The sequence below is a fragment of the Streptococcus oralis subsp. oralis genome, from assembly GCF_002096445.1.
GTDB lineage: Bacteria > Bacillota > Bacilli > Lactobacillales > Streptococcaceae > Streptococcus > Streptococcus oralis_N.
The window spans coordinates 512,505-529,186 of the sequence record NZ_NCUK01000013.1; the positions used below are offsets into that span (position 1 = coordinate 512,505).

Annotated in this window: 20 protein-coding genes, 1 pseudogene and 1 other annotated feature; of the genes and pseudogenes, 18 read left to right on the forward strand and 3 right to left on the reverse strand. The window is 42.6% G+C overall.

What is annotated here, in order from left to right; all coding sequences use genetic code 11:
- Nucleotides 1-17: 17 nt before the first annotated feature.
- Entirely contained in the window at nucleotides 18-1,100 is a 1,083-nt protein-coding gene (locus B7721_RS05840; RefSeq protein WP_084878012.1) for a DEAD/DEAH box helicase, read from the reverse strand.
- Nucleotides 1,097-2,074: a Gfo/Idh/MocA family protein gene (locus tag B7721_RS05845; RefSeq protein WP_084878014.1), complete on the reverse strand. Its 978-nt coding sequence runs from the start codon at nucleotides 2,072-2,074 to the stop codon at nucleotides 1,097-1,099. The genes B7721_RS05840 and B7721_RS05845 overlap by 4 nt, the downstream gene beginning before the upstream one ends.
- Nucleotides 2,075-2,229: 155 nt before the next feature.
- Between B7721_RS05845 and B7721_RS05850 the strand changes: the two genes are divergently transcribed.
- From B7721_RS05850 to rpmA, 4 genes are all read left to right on the forward strand, one after another.
- Nucleotides 2,230-2,910 carry a YoaK family protein gene (locus tag B7721_RS05850; RefSeq protein ID WP_002874454.1) on the forward strand — a complete coding sequence of 227 codons (681 nt, stop codon included), beginning with the start codon at nucleotides 2,230-2,232 and terminating at the stop codon, nucleotides 2,908-2,910.
- 69 nt (nucleotides 2,911-2,979) lie between these two features.
- Nucleotides 2,980-3,100 (forward strand) — a sequence feature (ribosomal protein L21 leader region).
- A gap of 34 nt (nucleotides 3,101-3,134) precedes the next feature.
- Entirely contained in the window at nucleotides 3,135-3,449 is a 315-nt protein-coding gene (gene rplU / locus B7721_RS05855; protein ID WP_000109141.1) for a 50S ribosomal protein L21, read from the forward strand.
- Between the two features lie 15 nt (nucleotides 3,450-3,464).
- Nucleotides 3,465-3,809 carry a ribosomal-processing cysteine protease Prp gene (locus tag B7721_RS05860; RefSeq protein ID WP_000613704.1) on the forward strand — a complete coding sequence of 115 codons (345 nt, stop codon included), beginning with the start codon at nucleotides 3,465-3,467 and terminating at the stop codon, nucleotides 3,807-3,809.
- 16 nt (nucleotides 3,810-3,825) lie between these two features.
- Entirely contained in the window at nucleotides 3,826-4,119 is a 294-nt protein-coding gene (gene rpmA, locus B7721_RS05865) for a 50S ribosomal protein L27 (RefSeq protein ID WP_000916509.1), read from the forward strand.
- A 165-nt stretch (nucleotides 4,120-4,284) separates the two neighbouring features.
- Here rpmA and B7721_RS10310 read toward each other — a convergent pair.
- Nucleotides 4,285-4,356 (reverse strand): annotated as a pseudogene (locus B7721_RS10310) (AraC family transcriptional regulator); the annotation flags it as partial.
- Here B7721_RS10310 and B7721_RS05870 point away from each other — a divergent pair.
- From B7721_RS05870 to frr, 14 genes are all read left to right on the forward strand, one after another.
- Nucleotides 4,349-5,257 carry a LysR family transcriptional regulator gene (locus tag B7721_RS05870; protein ID WP_049479174.1) on the forward strand — a complete coding sequence of 303 codons (909 nt, stop codon included), beginning with the start codon at nucleotides 4,349-4,351 and terminating at the stop codon, nucleotides 5,255-5,257. The pseudogene B7721_RS10310 and the gene B7721_RS05870 overlap by 8 nt on opposite strands.
- A complete protein-coding gene (lspA, locus tag B7721_RS05875; RefSeq protein WP_084878015.1) occupies nucleotides 5,254-5,721 on the forward strand; it encodes a signal peptidase II in 468 nt (155 codons plus the stop codon). The genes B7721_RS05870 and lspA overlap by 4 nt, the downstream gene beginning before the upstream one ends.
- Nucleotides 5,705-6,604 carry an RluA family pseudouridine synthase gene (locus B7721_RS05880; protein WP_084878017.1) on the forward strand — a complete coding sequence of 300 codons (900 nt, stop codon included), beginning with the start codon at nucleotides 5,705-5,707 and terminating at the stop codon, nucleotides 6,602-6,604. The genes lspA and B7721_RS05880 overlap by 17 nt, the downstream gene beginning before the upstream one ends.
- Before the next feature lie 101 nt (nucleotides 6,605-6,705).
- On the forward strand, nucleotides 6,706-7,815 hold the full coding sequence (gene proB, locus B7721_RS05885; RefSeq protein WP_239822514.1) for a glutamate 5-kinase: 1,110 nt from the start codon (nucleotides 6,706-6,708) through the stop codon (nucleotides 7,813-7,815).
- Between the two features lie 9 nt (nucleotides 7,816-7,824).
- Entirely contained in the window at nucleotides 7,825-9,087 is a 1,263-nt protein-coding gene (locus B7721_RS05890) for a glutamate-5-semialdehyde dehydrogenase (RefSeq protein WP_084878021.1), read from the forward strand.
- A gap of 3 nt (nucleotides 9,088-9,090) precedes the next feature.
- On the forward strand, nucleotides 9,091-9,888 hold the full coding sequence (gene proC / locus B7721_RS05895) for a pyrroline-5-carboxylate reductase (protein WP_084878023.1): 798 nt from the start codon (nucleotides 9,091-9,093) through the stop codon (nucleotides 9,886-9,888).
- Between the two features lie 120 nt (nucleotides 9,889-10,008).
- Nucleotides 10,009-10,647 (forward strand): dTMP kinase, encoded by a 639-nt coding sequence (tmk, locus tag B7721_RS05900; RefSeq protein WP_084878025.1) that lies wholly within the window; start codon nucleotides 10,009-10,011, stop codon nucleotides 10,645-10,647.
- Nucleotides 10,644-11,534: a DNA polymerase III subunit delta' gene (locus B7721_RS05905; RefSeq protein ID WP_084878027.1), complete on the forward strand. Its 891-nt coding sequence runs from the start codon at nucleotides 10,644-10,646 to the stop codon at nucleotides 11,532-11,534. The genes tmk and B7721_RS05905 overlap by 4 nt, the downstream gene beginning before the upstream one ends.
- Nucleotides 11,535-11,572: 38 nt before the next feature.
- Nucleotides 11,573-11,890, forward strand: coding sequence for a DNA replication initiation control protein YabA (gene yabA, locus B7721_RS05910; protein WP_000358229.1), 318 nt, complete (start codon nucleotides 11,573-11,575; stop codon nucleotides 11,888-11,890).
- 2 nt (nucleotides 11,891-11,892) lie between these two features.
- Nucleotides 11,893-12,771, forward strand: coding sequence for a 16S rRNA (cytidine(1402)-2'-O)-methyltransferase (rsmI, locus tag B7721_RS05915; RefSeq protein WP_084878028.1), 879 nt, complete (start codon nucleotides 11,893-11,895; stop codon nucleotides 12,769-12,771).
- Between the two features lie 78 nt (nucleotides 12,772-12,849).
- Nucleotides 12,850-13,797, forward strand: coding sequence for a hypothetical protein (locus tag B7721_RS05920; protein WP_239823802.1), 948 nt, complete (start codon nucleotides 12,850-12,852; stop codon nucleotides 13,795-13,797).
- Nucleotides 13,798-13,954: 157 nt separating this feature from the next.
- The gene (gene trmFO / locus B7721_RS05925) at nucleotides 13,955-15,289 is read left to right on the forward strand and encodes a methylenetetrahydrofolate--tRNA-(uracil(54)-C(5))-methyltransferase (FADH(2)-oxidizing) TrmFO (protein WP_162283479.1); all 1,335 of its coding nucleotides are present in this window, start codon (nucleotides 13,955-13,957) and stop codon (nucleotides 15,287-15,289) included.
- Between the two features lie 83 nt (nucleotides 15,290-15,372).
- Nucleotides 15,373-16,110, forward strand: coding sequence for a UMP kinase (gene pyrH / locus B7721_RS05930; protein ID WP_000002996.1), 738 nt, complete (start codon nucleotides 15,373-15,375; stop codon nucleotides 16,108-16,110).
- 7 nt (nucleotides 16,111-16,117) lie between these two features.
- On the forward strand, nucleotides 16,118-16,675 hold the full coding sequence (frr, locus tag B7721_RS05935; protein WP_084878030.1) for a ribosome recycling factor: 558 nt from the start codon (nucleotides 16,118-16,120) through the stop codon (nucleotides 16,673-16,675).
- Nucleotides 16,676-16,682 lie beyond the last annotated feature (7 nt).

The window sequence follows — 16,682 nt, forward strand, 5'->3', positions numbered from 1 at the left end:
GTTAGCGAATGCCAACCTTATTTGATATAGAGTTCTTGATTTTTTAGGACAATTTCTCGAACTGTAGCAAACTTCTTGAGTTTTTTAAGCTCTTCTGGATGGGTTACCAGAGTGATCACATAGCCCTCCTTGCCCATGCGACCTGTACGTCCTGCACGGTGGGTATAGGTTTCCATATCTCTAGGAATATCAAAGTTTACGACGCATTCTAGGCTATCAATATCAATTCCACGAGCCAGAAGGTCAGTTGCAAGAAGCAGGGTTAGTTGCTTATCTTTAAACTTTTCTAAGATGACTTTTCGAAATTTAACATTGACATCACTAGCGAGGGAAACGGCCAAGACATCTCGATACTGTAATTTTTCCTCAGCACTTCCAAGATCTGATAGGCTATTAAAGAAAACTAGTCCACGGAAATCCTCTACATGAGCCAGTTTTCGCAGCATATCTACTCGGTGACGTTGGTCTACCTGCATGTAGAAATGTTGGATGTTGTCCAGTTTTTGATCAGATAGATCAATGGTGCGCGTGTTTGGTGCAATCTTTTCTTGGTCAAACTTGGTCGTCGCACTCATGTAGATGAGTTGGTGGTCACGAGGTGCGTAGTGAGTGATTTTCTCAACAAAGTGAATCTGAGAATCATCGAGCAATTGGTCAAATTCATCCAGGATGATGGTTTCCACATTCATCATCTTGATTTTTTTCAATTTAATCAACTCAAAGATACGGCCAGGGGTTCCAATCAGAATTTCTGGTCCTTTTTTAAGGCGTTCAATCTGGCGTTTCTGACTGGAACCTGATAAGAAGAGCTGAGCAGTCAAGTCGATAGCCTCTGCCCACGTTTTACATACATCAAAAATCTGTCCAGCAAGTTCCGTATTTGGTGCTAGAATCAAGAGTTGCTGGGCTTTTTTCTTTTGTAGTCTGAGAAGGCTTGGTAGGAGGTAAGCTAGGGTCTTACCAGTTCCTGTTGGGCTCACTCCTAGGAGGTTTTCTCCAGCAAGTATAGGCTCAAATAGTTGAGTTTGAATGGGGGTAAATTCTTGGAAACCGAGTTGGTCACTCAATTCCTGCCATTCAGTCGGTAGTTTGGTTTTCATTTTTCTGCCTCAAATCTAATGCCAGCAGTCTGGCGCATGGTATATAGTAGCTCATGAACAGAACCTGCATCATCCAGCCAGTTCTGGTAGAGCGTCTGGTCTGGTTGCTGGATCATGTGTGCAAATGCAGCAACTTCCTCAGTCATCGTATGAGGAGCTTGTTGGATAGGGAGCTGAACTTGATTTCCTTGGTGGTTGGTAAAAATAGCTGAGCGGACATGCTCAATCGTGTTAAGGGTCAAGGTTCCATCTGCTGTGTAAATCTCACAAGGAAGATTGGAAGTGATGTTTTTCCCAGCCTTGATATGAACTTGAAAGTTAGGGTAGAAGAGGATACCATCTCCATTTAGGTCAATGCTATTGTTAAGCTGTTTAGCCTGATAAGTCGCGTCCTGAGCCTTTCCAAAGAGGCGAATAGCAGCGTAGAGAGGATAAATCCCCAAATCCATAAGGGCTCCACCAGCAAAACGGTCTGAAAAGACATTTGGCGTCTGCCCAGCCAACAAATCCGGCATCTTGGATGAATATTTGGCATAGTTGAAATCAGCTCCCAACACTTGCTTGTCTGATAGAAAGTTTTTGATAGTAGTAAAAGCTTCCTCGTGATAATTACGAGCTGCTTCAAAGATAAAACTGTGATTCTTCTCAGCTGTCTGTCTCAAATCCAGCCACTCTTGTGGCTGAGTGACAGCTGGCTTTTCAAGAATGACGTGCTTACCAGCAGACAAGGCAGCCTTGGCTTGAACAAAATGCAAGGAGTTTGGACTGGCGATATAGACCACATCAAAGGAAGACTTAAAGAAGTCTTCTAATTGATCAAAGAGTTGGATATTTTCATAGCGAGAAGCAAAGGTTGCGGCAGTTTCTATCTTTCTAGAATAGATAGCGACCAGCTGGTATTTTCCGCTAGCATGGGCTGCTTCTATGAAATGATGGCTGATAGCCCCTGTTCCGATGACACCTAATTTAAGCATAGATACTCCTTTTCCGACTTCAAATCCTTCCTTCATTATAACATAGAAAAGAAGGACTATCCAACAGATGGTAAAATTTTTCAAATGGACTACGCATTTCTTAGAGAAAGTGGTACAATATTTAGATAAGTAGATGAAATGAGAAGGGGGAGAAAATGAGATTATTACCAATAAGGAAAATATCACGTCAGTCTAAGCGACTAGCGCTTTTTTTGACTTTTTGTGCAGGATATGTCGATGCTTATACTTTTATCGTGCGAGGGAATACCCTTGTCGCTGGACAGACTGGGAATGTCGTTTTTCTTTCTGTAGGACTCATTCAACAAAATGTATCGGATGCTAGTGCTAAAGTAATGACCTTGCTTTTCTTTATGATGGGTGTCTTTTTTCTGACATTGTATAAGGAAAAACTACGAATTGTTAAAAAGCCAATTTTGTCCTTGATTCCTCTTGCAGTCCTGTCCCTAATTATAGGCTTTGTGCCGCAAACGGTTGATAATATCTATCTCGTACCGCCCTTGGCCTTTTGTATGGGACTGGTGACAACTGCTTTTGGAGAAGTGTCAGGAATTGCCTATAATAATGCTTTTATGACAGGGAATATCAAACGTACCATGTTAGCTTTTGGAGATTATTTTCGGACCAAGCATACGCCTTTTCTACGAGAGGGATTGATTTTTGTTAGCTTGCTTAGCAGTTTTGTCTTCGGAGTTGTTTTTTCAGCCTATTTGACGATTTACTATCAGGAGAAGACAATTCTAGGTGTTCCTCTTATGATGAGTATCTTTTACTTCAGTATGCTTTTTGCTTCTTGGAGAAAAAAAGGAGAGAAATAGCTTATTTTTAATTGATTTTACTTGTAAGAAAAAAGAAGATATGCTATACTTGAAGAGTTGACTATGCACAATCCTGTGCAACCGCACGAACATCGTTTGCTCGTCGTATAACAAATTTAAACTTTGTTATGCTTAGAGCTCTTCTTTTAAGTGGTTCGTCCCACGATGCTAGGCGAGTCTTCACAAAAATACGGGGAAACCCTAAAAATCATAGGAGGTGCATAATGAGCACATACGCAATTATCAAAACTGGCGGAAAACAAGTTAAAGTTGAAGTTGGTCAAGCAGTTTACGTTGAAAAATTGAACGTTGAAGCTGGTCAAGAAGTTACTTTTAACGAAGTTGTTCTTGTTGGTGGTGAAAACACTGTTGTCGGAACTCCACTTGTTGCTGGAGCTACTGTAGTTGGAACTGTTGAAAAACAAGGAAAACAAAAGAAAGTTGTTACTTACAAGTACAAACCTAAAAAAGGTAGCCACCGTAAACAAGGTCACCGTCAACCATATACAAAAGTTGTCATCAACGCGATCAACGCTTAATTTTAAGGAGAACACATGATACAAGCAGTCTTTGAGAGAGCCGAAGATGGCGAGCTGAGGAGTGCGGAAATTACTGGACACGCCGAGAGTGGCGAATACGGCTTAGATGTCGTGTGTGCATCGGTTTCTACGCTTGCCATTAACTTTGTCAATTCCATTGAGAAATTTGCAGGCTATGAACCAATCTTAGAATTAAACGAAGATGAAGGTGGCTATCTAAAGGTTGATATACCAGCGGATCTTCCTTCACACCAGAGAGAAATGACCCAGTTATTCTTCGAATCATTTTTCTTAGGTATGGCAAACTTATCGGAGAACTCTTCTGAGTTCGTCCAAACCAGAGTTATCACAGAAAACTAACACGGAGGAAAACATTATGTTAAAAATGACTCTTAACAACTTGCAACTTTTCGCCCACAAAAAAGGTGGAGGTTCTACATCAAACGGACGCGATTCACAAGCGAAACGTCTTGGAGCTAAAGCAGCTGACGGACAAACTGTAACAGGTGGATCAATCCTTTACCGTCAACGTGGTACACACATCTATCCAGGTGTAAACGTTGGACGTGGTGGAGACGATACTTTGTTCGCTAAAGTTGAAGGTGTAGTACGCTTTGAACGTAAAGGTCGCGATAAAAAACAAGTTTCTGTTTACCCAATCGCAAAATAAAAAGGTCCAGTGAACCTTTTTATCCCGAGCCTTAAAATGAAAAGGTGAGGAAGCTAGAAGTAGCATAAAATCAGGCTTTCCGAATTTTCGGAGAGCCTATTTTTTTGTTTTGATACCCACAATTTTTTGTTACTAGTGTAGATGAATTTTGTGAGCGACATTATTTTTCCTAAGTGGAAAATTTCTAAAATATGGTATAATGAACAGATAGAGAAGTTGGGGGTAAAAGATGAACATTCAACAATTACGCTATGTTGTGGCCATTGCCAATAGTGGTACTTTCCGAGAAGCTGCTGAAAAGATGTATGTTAGTCAGCCAAGTCTGTCTATTTCTGTGCGCGATTTGGAAAAAGAGTTAGGCTTTAAGATTTTCCGTCGGACGAGTTCGGGAACGTTTTTGACCCGTCGTGGTATGGAATTTTATGAAAAAGCGCAGGAGTTGGTCAAAGGCTTCGATGTTTTTCAAAATCAGTATGCCAATCCTGAGGAAGAAAAGGATGAATTTTCCATTGCCAGTCAGCACTATGACTTCTTGCCACCAACCATTACGGCCTTTTCAGAACGCCATCCTGACTACAAGAACTTTCGTATTTTTGAGTCTACCACAGTTCAAATATTAGACGAAGTGGCGCAAGGACACAGTGAGATTGGGATTATCTACCTCAACAATCAAAATAAAAAGGGCATCATGCAACGGGTTGAAAAACTTGGTTTAGAAGTTATTGAACTAATTCCTTTCCAGACTCACATTTATCTTCGTGAAGGGCATCCTTTAGCACAGAAAGAGGAATTGGTCATGGAGGACCTAGCGGATTTACCAACAGTTCGTTTCACTCAGGAAAAGGATGAGTACCTATACTATTCAGAGAACTTTGTCGACACCAGCGCGAGCTCCCAGATGTTCAATGTGACCGACCGTGCTACTTTGAATGGTATTTTGGAGCGGACGGATGCTTATGCGACTGGATCTGGATTTTTAGATAGTGACAGTGTCAATGGAATCACAGTCATTCGTCTCAAGGATAATTTGGATAATCGCATGGTTTATGTTAAACGTGAGGAAGTGGAGCTTAGCCAAGCTGGGACTCTTTTCGTAGAAGTTATGCAAGAATATTTTGATCAAAAGAGGAAATCATGAAAAAAAGAGGAATAGTGGCGGTCATTATACTGCTTTTGATTGGGCTGGATCAGTTGGTTAAAGCCTATGTTGTCCAGCAGATTTCACTGGGTGAAGTGCGTTCGTGGATCCCCAATCTCGTTAGCTTGACCTATCTGCAAAATAGAGGAGCAGCCTTCTCCATGCTACAAGACCAGCAGTGGTTATTTGCTGTTATTACACTGGTCGTCATGGTAGGAGCCATTTGGTATCTACATAAACACATGGAGGATTCTCTCTGGTTGGTTTTTGGACTGATTTTGATCATCGCGGGAGGTCTGGGCAACTTTATCGACAGAATGAGTCAAGGTTTTGTGGTGGATATGTTTCACCTAGACTTTATCAACTTTGCGATTTTCAATGTTGCTGACAGCTATTTGACAGTTGGTGTGATTATTCTATTGATTGCAATGCTTAAAGAGGAAGTAAATGGAAATAAAAATTGAAACTGGTGGGCAACGTCTAGACAAGGCTCTGTCAGATCTGACAGAATTGTCACGCAGTCTCGCTAATGAACAAATCAAGGCTGGACAAGTTTTAGTTAATGGGCAAGCCAAGAAAGCCAAATACACTGTCCAAGAGGGGGATATCGTCACCTACCATGTGCCAGAACCGGAAGTTTTGGAGTATGTAGCTGAGAATCTTCCGCTAGAAATCATTTACCAAGATGAGGATGTGGCCGTTGTTAACAAACCTCAGGGGATGGTGGTGCATCCGAGTGCTGGTCATACTAGCGGAACCTTGGTCAATGCCCTCATGTACCATATCAAGGACTTGTCAGGTATCAATGGTGTTCTCCGGCCGGGTATCGTTCACCGCATTGACAAGGACACGTCGGGTCTCCTCATGATTGCTAAGAATGATGAGGCCCACTTAGCACTCGCGCAAGAACTCAAGGACAAGAAGTCTCTCCGTAAATACTGGGCGATTGTTCATGGCAATCTTCCCAATGATCGTGGTGTGATTGAAGCTCCGATTGGTCGTAGTGAAAAAGATCGTAAGAAACAGGCAGTGACTGCTAAAGGGAAGCCAGCAGTGACTCGTTTTCAAGTCTTGGAACGCTTTGGAGATTATAGTTTGCTAGAGTTGCAACTGGAAACAGGGCGTACTCACCAAATCCGTGTTCATATGGCTTATATTGGCCATCCAGTCGCTGGTGATGAAGTCTATGGTCCTCGTAAGACTTTGAAAGGACATGGACAGTTTCTCCATGCTAAGACTCTAGGTTTTACCCATCCGAGAACAGGTGAAACCTTGGAGTTCACAGCAGATATTCCAGAGATTTTTAAAGAAACGCTGGAAAGATTGCGTAAAACTGAGAATAGATAAAAGAGTTGAGATGTCTTGTCTCAACCTTTTTCATTTCAAGTCTTTTCTATTTTAAAGCATTCATGTTATAATGGATAAATATGAAGAATCGGAGTGAGAATATGAAGTACAAACGAATCGTCTTTAAGGTAGGGACTTCCTCCTTAACAAATGAAGACGGGAGTTTATCAAGGAGTAAAGTAAAGGCAATTACCCAGCAATTGGCTATGCTGCATGAGGCTGGACATGAGTTGATTTTAGTGTCATCTGGAGCAGTTGCCGCTGGATTTGGAGCTTTGGGTTTTAAAAAACGTCCGACCAAGATTGCAGATAAACAAGCTTCAGCTGCAGTTGGTCAGGGACTTTTGTTGGAGGAATACACAACCAACCTCCTCATGCGCCAGATCGTTTCTGCACAAATCTTGCTGACACAGGATGATTTTGTAGATAAACGTCGATATAAGAATGCCCATCAGGCCTTGTCTGTATTGCTTCATCGTGGTGCCATTCCTATCATCAATGAGAATGACAGTGTCGTTATTGATGAGCTCAAGGTGGGGGACAATGATACTCTGAGTGCCCAGGTAGCGGCTATGGTTCAAGCAGACCTTTTAGTTCTCTTGACGGATGTGGACGGTCTCTATACTGGAAATCCCAACTCAGATCCAACAGCCAAACGTTTGGAGAAAATCGAGACTATCAATCGTGAGATTATTGATATGGCTGGTGGAGCAGGTTCTTCAAACGGAACTGGGGGCATGCTAACAAAAATCAAGGCTGCAACTATTGCGACGGAATCAGGTGTGCCAGTCTATATTTGCTCCTCCCTGAAATCAGATGCCCTGATTGAGGCAGCGGAGGAGACTAAGGATGGATCCTACTTTGTTGCGCAAGAGAAGGGACTTCGTACCCAGAAACAATGGCTGGCCTTCTATGCTCAAAGTCAGGGAACGATCTGGGTAGATGGTGGAGCTGCAGAGGCACTTTCAAAAAACGGGAAAAGTCTCCTTTTATCAGGCGTGGTAGAAGTGGAAGGAAACTTCTCTTACCACGATATTGTAACAGTGGCTGATAAAGAAACAGGTCAATCTCTTGGAAAGGGACGTGTCCAATTTGGCGTCTCAGCCCTAGAAGATATGCTCCGTTCTCAAAAAGCTAAGGGAGTCTTGATTCACCGTGATGACTGGATTTCCATCACTCCTGAAATCCAGCTGCTCTTTACAGAATTTTAGAGGTGAACGATGGTAAGTACACAAGAACAATTCGAACAGGTACAGGCTGTTAAGAAATCAATCAATACTGCTTGTGAAGTAGTGAAAAACCAAGCCTTGCTAGCCATGGCTGATTATTTATTGGCAGCTACTGAGGAGATTTTAGTGGCAAATGCCCTCGATATGGCAGCGGCCAAGGGGAAAATCTCAGATGTTATGCTAGACCGTCTTTATTTGGATGAGGGACGTATAGAAGCGATGGCAAGAGGGATTCGTGAAGTGGTTGCTTTACCAGATCCTATTGGTGAAGTTTTAGAAACCAATCAGCTTGAAAATGGCTTGGTTATTACTAAGAAGCGTGTGGCCATGGGGGTTATTGGGATTATCTACGAAAGTCGTCCAAATGTGACGTCTGATGCAGCTGCTTTGGCTCTCAAAAGTGGAAATGCGGTTGTTCTTCGTAGTGGCAAGGATGCCTATCAAACAGCTCATGCTATTGTCACAGCCTTAAAGAAGGGCTTGGAGACGACTACCATTCATCCAGAGGTGATTCAACTGGTGGAAGATACTAGCCGTGAAAGTAGCTATGCTATGATGAAGGCCAAGGGCTATCTAGACCTTCTCATTCCTCGTGGAGGGGCTGGCTTGATTAATGCAGTGGTTGAAAATGCTATCGTGCCTGTTATCGAGACAGGAACTGGAATTGTCCATGTCTATGTGGATAAGGATTCCGATGAAGACAAGGCTCTGTCTATCATCAACAATGCTAAAACCAGTCGTCCTTCTGTCTGCAATGCTATGGAGGTCTTGCTGGTTCATGAAGACAAGGCAGCAAGCTTCCTTCCTCGCTTGGAGCAAGTTCTGGTTACAAGTCGGAAAGAAGCTGGACTGGAACCAATTCAATTCCGCTTGGATAGCCAAGCAAGTCAGTTTGTTTCAGGTCGAGTAGCTGAGGCCCAAGACTTTGACACCGAGTTTTTAGATTATATTCTAGCGGTTAAGGTCGTGAGTAGTTTAGAAGAAGCGGTTGCGCATATTGAAGCCCACAGTACCCATCATTCGGATGCCATTGTGACGGAAAATGCTGAAGCTGCAGCTTACTATACAGATCAAGTGGACTCTGCCGCGGTGTATGTCAATGCCTCAACGCGTTTCACTGATGGTGGGCAATTTGGTCTTGGATGTGAGATGGGCATTTCTACTCAGAAACTGCACGCGCGTGGGCCAATGGGCTTGAAAGAGTTGACCAGCTACAAGTATGTGGTTACTGGTAACGGACAGATAAGGGAGTAAGAGATGAAGATTGGATTTATCGGTTTGGGGAATATGGGAGCTAGCTTGGCTAAGGCTGTTGTGCAGGCCAAGATGGGTGCTCAGATTCTCCTTGCCAATCGTAGTCAGGCAAAAGTAGATGATTTTATCGCCAACTTCGGTGGTCAGGCTTCCAGCAATGACGAAATCTTCGCAGAAGCAGATGTGATTTTTCTAGGAGTTAAGCCTGCTCAGTTCTCAGACTTGCTTTCTCAATATCAGACCATCCTTGAAAAACGAGAAAGTCTTCTTTTGATTTCCATGGCAGCTGGATTGACCTTGGAAAAACTAGCGAGTCTTATCCCAAGTCAACACCGGATCATTCGCATCATGCCCAATACTCCAGTGGCTATCAGCCAAGGAGTGATTAGTTATGCCATGTCAGCAAACTGTCGTGCTGAAGACAGGGAGCTCTTTTGTCAGCTTTTATCCAATGCGGGTCTTTTGGTTGAGCTGGGAGATGGCTTAATCGATGCGGCGACAGGTCTTGCAGGTTGTGGGCCAGCCTTTGTCTACCTCTTTATCGAGGCTTTGGCAGATGCAGGTGTTCAGTCAGGATTGCCACGAGAAACGGCTTTGAAAATGGCGGCTCAAACAGTAGTTGGAGCTGGACAAATGGTTCTGGAAAGCCAGCAACATCCTGCGGTCTTGAAAGACCAAGTTTGCAGTCCAGGTGGTTCGACTATCGCTGGTGTAGCAAGTCTGGAAGAACATGCCTTTAGAGGCACAGTCATGGACGCAGTTCATCAAGCCTACAAACGAACACAAGAATTAGGTAAATAAGAGGTTGGATGACTCCCAGCCTCTTTTATGGTCGATTGAATGGAGAAGACGCAAAAAGATTGTCACAAAAATCTATTTTTTTGATAGAATAGAAGGTAGAAAAAAAGAAATGAGTTAGACATGTCAAAAGGATTTTTAGTCTCTCTTGAGGGACCAGAGGGAGCAGGAAAGACCAGTGTTTTAGAGGCTCTACTCCCAATTTTAGAGGAAAAAGGAGTAAAAGTGTTGACGACCCGTGAACCTGGCGGAGTCTTGATTGGAGAGAAGATTCGGGAAGTGATTTTGGATCCAAGTCATACGCAGATGGATCCTAAAACAGAACTCCTTCTCTATATCGCCAGTCGCAGACAGCACTTGGTGGAAAAAGTTCTCCCAGCACTTGAAGCTGGCAAGTTGGTCATTATGGACCGCTTCATTGATAGTTCTGTTGCTTATCAGGGATTTGGCCGTGGCTTGGATATTGATGCCATTGATTGGCTCAATCAGTTTGCGACAGATGGCCTTAAACCCGATTTGACCCTCTATTTTGACATTGAGGTGGAAGAAGGGCTGGCTCGCATTGCTGCCAATAGTGATCGCGAGGTCAATCGTTTGGACTTGGAAGGCTTGGACTTGCACAAGAAAGTCCGTCAAGGTTATCTTTCTCTTCTGGACAAAGAAGGAAATCGCATTGTTAAGATTGATGCGAGTCTTCCTTTGGAGCAAGTTGTGGAAACGACCAAGGCTGTCTTGTTTGACAGAATGGGCTTGACAAGATGAAACAAGATCAACTAAAGGCTTGGCAGCCCGACCAGTTTGACCGCTTTGTCCGTATCCTAGAACAAGACCAGCTCAATCATGCATATCTCTTTTCGGGATTCTTTGGAAGCTTGGAAATGGCGCAGTTTTTGGCTAAGAGCCTCTTTTGTACGGATAAAGTAGGCGTTTTACCATGTGAGAAATGCCGAAACTGCAAGCTGATTGAACAGGAAGAATTTCCCGATGTTACCTTGATTAAGCCAGTCAATCAGGTCATCAAGACAGAACGGATTCGAGAATTAGTGGGTCAGTTTTCCCAAGCAGGGATTGAAAGTCAGCAACAAGTTTTTATTATCGAACATGCGGAGAAAATGCACCCCAACGCGGCTAATTCTCTGCTCAAGGTCATCGAAGAACCCCAGAGTGAAGTTTACATTTTCTTCTTGACCAGCGATGAGGAAAAGATATTACCGACTATCCGTAGTCGGACACAGATTTTCCACTTTAAGAAGCAGGAAGAGAAGCTCATCTTGCTCCTAGAACAAATGGGGCTTGTCAAGAAAAAAGCGACTTTCTTAGCCCAGTTTTGTCAATCACGAGCTGAAGCTGAAAAGTTGGCAAACCAGGCAAGTTTTTGGACCTTGGTGGATGAGAGTGAACGCCTGCTGACCTGGTTATTAGCTAAGAAAAAAGAAAGTTATCTCCAAGTTGCTAAATTAGCCAGCTTGGCAGATGACAAGGAAAAACAAGATCAGGTCTTGCGAATCCTCGAAGTGCTCTGTGGACAGGACCTCTTGCAAGCAAGGATTCGACAGATTTTACAAGATTTGCTAGAAGCTAGAAAAATGTGGCAGGCTAATGTCAGTTTTCAAAATGCCTTGGAATATCTGGTCTTGAAAGAAATATAAACTCAAAATGAAGGATAAAGAAAGGAAAGGGCTGGTTTATGGACAAAAAAGAATTATTTGATGCGCTAGACGATTTTTCTCAACAGTTATTGGTGACCTTGGCCGATGTGGAAGCCATCAAGAAAAATCTCAAGAGCCTGGTAGAGGAAAATACAGCTCTTCGCTTGGAAAATAGTAAGTTGCGCGAACGCTTAGGCGAGGTGGAAGCAGATACACCCGTTAAGGCCAAGCATGTTCGTGAAAGCGTCCGCCGGATCTATAAAGACGGGTTTCACGTATGTAATGATTTTTACGGCCAACGCCGAGAGCAGGACGAGGAATGTATGTTCTGTGATGAGTTGTTGTACAGGGAGTAAGCATGCAGATTCAAAAAAGTTTTAAGGGACAATCTCCCTATGGCAAGCTTTACCTAGTAGCAACGCCGATTGGCAATCTAGACGATATGACCTTTCGTGCCATTCAGACCTTGAAAGAGGTGGACTGGATTGCAGCTGAGGACACCCGTAACACGGGGCTTTTGCTCAAGCATTTTGACATTTCTACTAAGCAGATTAGTTTTCATGAGCACAATGCCAAGGAAAAAATTCCTGATTTGATTGGTTTCTTGAAAGCGGGACAAAGTATTGCTCAGGTATCCGATGCGGGTCTGCCTAGTATCTCGGACCCTGGTCATGATTTGGTCAAGGCAGCTATTGAGGAAGAAATCGCAGTTGTTACCGTTCCAGGTGCCTCTGCAGGGATTTCGGCCTTGATTGCCAGTGGCCTAGCGCCACAGCCACATATCTTTTACGGTTTCTTACCGAGAAAATCAGGCCAGCAAAAGCAATTTTTCGACTTAAAAAAAGATTACCCAGAAACTCAGATTTTCTATGAATCCCCCCACCGTGTAGCGGATACGTTAGAAAATATGCTAGAAGTTTACGGTGACCGCTCGGTAGTCTTGGTCAGAGAACTGACCAAGATTTATGAAGAATACCAACGAGGAAAGATTTCAGAGCTACTAGAAAGTATTGCTGAAACGCCACTCAAGGGTGAATGCCTTCTCATCGTTGAAGGCGCCAGTCAGGATGTGGAAGAAAAGGACGAGGAGGACTTGTTTTCAGAAATCCAATCTCGTATCCAGCAAGGCATGAAGAAAAATCAAGCCATAAAGGAAGTTGCAAAACTCTACCAGTGGAATAAGAGTCAGCTCTACGCTGCCTACCACGATTGGGAAGAAGATCAAGAAAATGACTAAACAGGGAAGTTTTCCTTCTTCCCGAAGTGAATATAGCAATCATTAGTATTTTGCTACGAATGCTTATTTGGAGGGGAAATGAAAAGCAAAGTGATTAAGAAGGTAGTTGGTTTACTGTTTCCTATTCTCACATTATTTATGTTGTCTGCATGTAACAACAGAGTCGATCGTGATTTAGCTAAAACAGCTATTTCAAACATTCGTTCTGTAGTAGAAGCTGCAGGGTTAGAAGCAGAAGGATACTCGACAGCTGATACCTTTGGTTATCAGGGATCTCCAATTTACATTAAAGGAAATAAGAAATTTGTTGATGTTTATGTGGATTTTGAAAAAGATTATGTTGAGAGCACTCCAGTCCTTAAATACAATCCGAGGCTTAAAGAAGTTGAAAAGAAAAAATTCTTTGATTTTTCCAAGAAAACAGTCTACCGTTTAGAAATGGAGTATGTTTCTAATGATGACAACTATGACCGACTTGGGGAAGCTTATAATATATTACTTCAAAGTGGTAGCTTGACTTCAACATATTTAAGCGATGATGCAATTAGGAAGCTTTATATTAAAAACTCAGTTGAATTGGACTCCTTTGACTCCTATTATTCTTTGAAACCGAAAGAAGAATATAGCGGCAATCCTAAAGCCCGTCTTGAAGAGAGAGATAAAAGAGAAGCAATTTTGAAAACGGATATAGAAGAACTTACTCCCTTAATTGAGGACCTAGACCCAAGTAGAGTCAACAATCTTGATGAAGAGACGCTTGTTCGTAATCGTGATCTACTTTTGAAAAGGGTTGCTGACAATCGTTCTACCTTTGGTATTGACATAGACATTGATATAAAAGAGGTACGAAAACAAAACCTTCAATTAACTGATGAGGATATTGACAATTGGACTGATTCTGATTTTCAATACGTACTTGCTCAAATAGTTGAAATTGAAAAATTACCTAAGAATACTGAAGTACGTTTTAGTATAAAATATGAAAGAAAACTGGGTTGGAAGATATTCAGTTTCAATAAAGAATAATTTTTGAAAGACATTCAGGAATTCTCCTGTCTGTCTTTTTACTTAGTTTTTTGGTATAATGGACCAAGTATGAATTTAGAAAGATTTGTGGGTGTCAAACAGTCTAGTAGCTTGTTTTGATATGAACTTAGGTTCCACCCAAAGAGGTATTAGTGTCGTGTCTCAATCTTATATCAATGTTATCGGAGCAGGTTTGGCAGGGTCTGAAGCAGCTTACCAAATCGCAGAACGTGGTATTCCAGTTAAACTCTATGAAATGCGTGGTGTCAAGTCAACACCTCAGCACAAAACAGACAATTTTGCTGAGTTGGTTTGTTCCAATTCCTTACGTGGGGATGCTTTGACCAATGCAGTGGGTCTTCTCAAGGAAGAAATGCGTCGCTTGGGATCTGTTATCTTGGAATCTGCTGAAGCTACACGTGTTCCTGCTGGTGGAGCCCTTGCGGTGGACCGCGATGGTTTCTCTCAAATGGTGACTGAAAAAGTGGCCAACCACCCTTTGATTGAAGTGGTGCGTGATGAAATGACAGAATTGCCAACTGACGTTATTACAGTTGTCGCTACTGGTCCTTTGACTAGTGATGCCCTAGCTGAAAAGATTCATGCCCTTAATGATGGGGATGGATTCTATTTCTACGATGCGGCGGCGCCGATTATCGACGTTAACACCATCGATATGAGCAAGGTCTATCTCAAGTCTCGTTATGATAAGGGAGAAGCAGCCTATCTCAATGCTCCTATGACCAAACAAGAGTTTATGGATTTCTATGAAGCCTTGGTCAATGCGGAAGAAGCACCGCTCAATTCGTTTGAAAAAGAAAAGTACTTTGAAGGTTGTATGCCAATCGAAGTCATAGCAAAACGTGGCATTAAAACCATGCTTTATGGCCCTATGAAACCAGTTGGTCTGGAGTATCCAGATGACTACACAGGCCCTCGTGATGGAGAATTTAAAACACCTTATGCGGTTGTGCAACTTCGTCAGGATAATGCAGCTGGTAGCCTATACAATATTGTTGGTTTTCAGACCCACCTCAAATGGGGAGAACAAAAGCGTGTCTTCCAAATGATTCCAGGTCTTGAAAATGCGGAGTTTGTTCGCTATGGGGTCATGCACCGCAATTCTTATATGGATTCACCAAATCTTCTCGAGCAAACCTATCGTTCTAAGAAACAGCCCAACCTCTTCTTTGCTGGTCAAATGACGGGTGTGGAAGGCTATGTTGAGTCAGCAGCTTCAGGATTAGTTGCAGGTATTAACGCGGCTCGACTCTTCAAGGGTGAAAGTGAAGCTATCTTCCCAGAGACCACAGCGATCGGAAGTCTAGCTCATTACATCACTCATGCGGACAGCAAACATTTCCAACCAATGAATGTCAATTTTGGGATTATCAAGGAATTGGAAGGCGAGCGTATCCGTGATAAAAAAGCTCGTTATGAAAAAATTGCAGAGCGTGCTCTTACTGATTTAGAGGAATTTTTAACTGTCTAATTTTTTTCAAAGAATTGCTCATGATACTATAAAAATCTTAGAAATTGTGATAAAATAGGTAGGATAAAAAAAGGAGAGTAAAAATGGCGAACCCCAAGTATAAACGTATTTTAATCAAGTTATCAGGTGAGGCCCTTGCCGGTGAACGTGGCGTAGGGATTGATATCCAAACAGTTCAAACAATCGCAAAAGAGATTCAAGAAGTTCATAGCTTAGGTATCGAAATTGCCCTTGTTATTGGTGGAGGAAATCTCTGGCGTGGAGAACCTGCTGCAGAAGCAGGAATGGACCGTGTTCAGGCAGATTACACTGGAATGCTTGGGACCGTGATGAATGCTCTTGTAATGGCAGATTCATTGCAACAAGTTGGTGTCGATACGCGTGTGCAAACCGCCATTGCTATGCAACAAGTTGCAGAACCTTACGTACGTGGACGTGCCCTTCGTCACCTTGAAAAGGGTCGTATCGTTATCTTTGGTGCCGGAATTGGTTCACCTTACTTCTCAACAGATACAACAGCGGCTCTTCGTGCAGCTGAAATCGAAGCGGATGCCATCCTTATGGCTAAAAACGGTGTCGATGGTGTTTACAATGCCGATCCTAAGAAAGACAAGACAGCCGTTAAGTTTGAAGAATTGACCCACCGTGACGTTATCAATAAAGGTCTTCGTATCATGGACTCAACAGCTTCAACCCTCTCTATGGACAACGACATTGACTTGGTTGTCTTCAACATGAACCAACCAGGCAACATCAAACGTGTCGTATTTGGTGAAAATATCGGAACAACAGTTTCAAATAATATCGAAGAAAAGGAATAAGAAAATTATGGTTAATGCAATTGTAGAAAAAGCTAAAGAGAGAATGACCCAGTCTCACCAATCACTTGCTCGTGAATTTGGTGGTATCCGTGCCGGTCGTGCCAATGCAAGCTTACTAGATCGTATCCACGTAGAATACTATGGAGTCGAAACTCCTCTTAACCAAATCGCTTCAATTACCATTCCAGAAGCGCGTGTCTTGTTGGTAACACCATTTGACAAGTCTTCATTGAAAGACATCGAACGTGCCTTGAACGCTTCTGATCTTGGTATTACACCAGCTAATGACGGTTCTGTGATCCGCTTGGTTATCCCTGCTCTTACAGAAGAGACTCGTCGTGACCTTGCTAAAGAAGTGAAGAAGGTCGGTGAAAATGCTAAAGTGGCTGTCCGCAATATCCGCCGTGATGCTATGGATGAAGCTAAAAAACAAGAAAAAGCAAAAGAAATCACTGAAGACGAATTGAAGACTCTTGAAAAAGATATTCAAAAAGTAACAGACGACGCTGTGAAACACATCGACGACATGACCGCCAATAAAGAAAAAGAAATCTTGGAAGTCTAAAAATAAA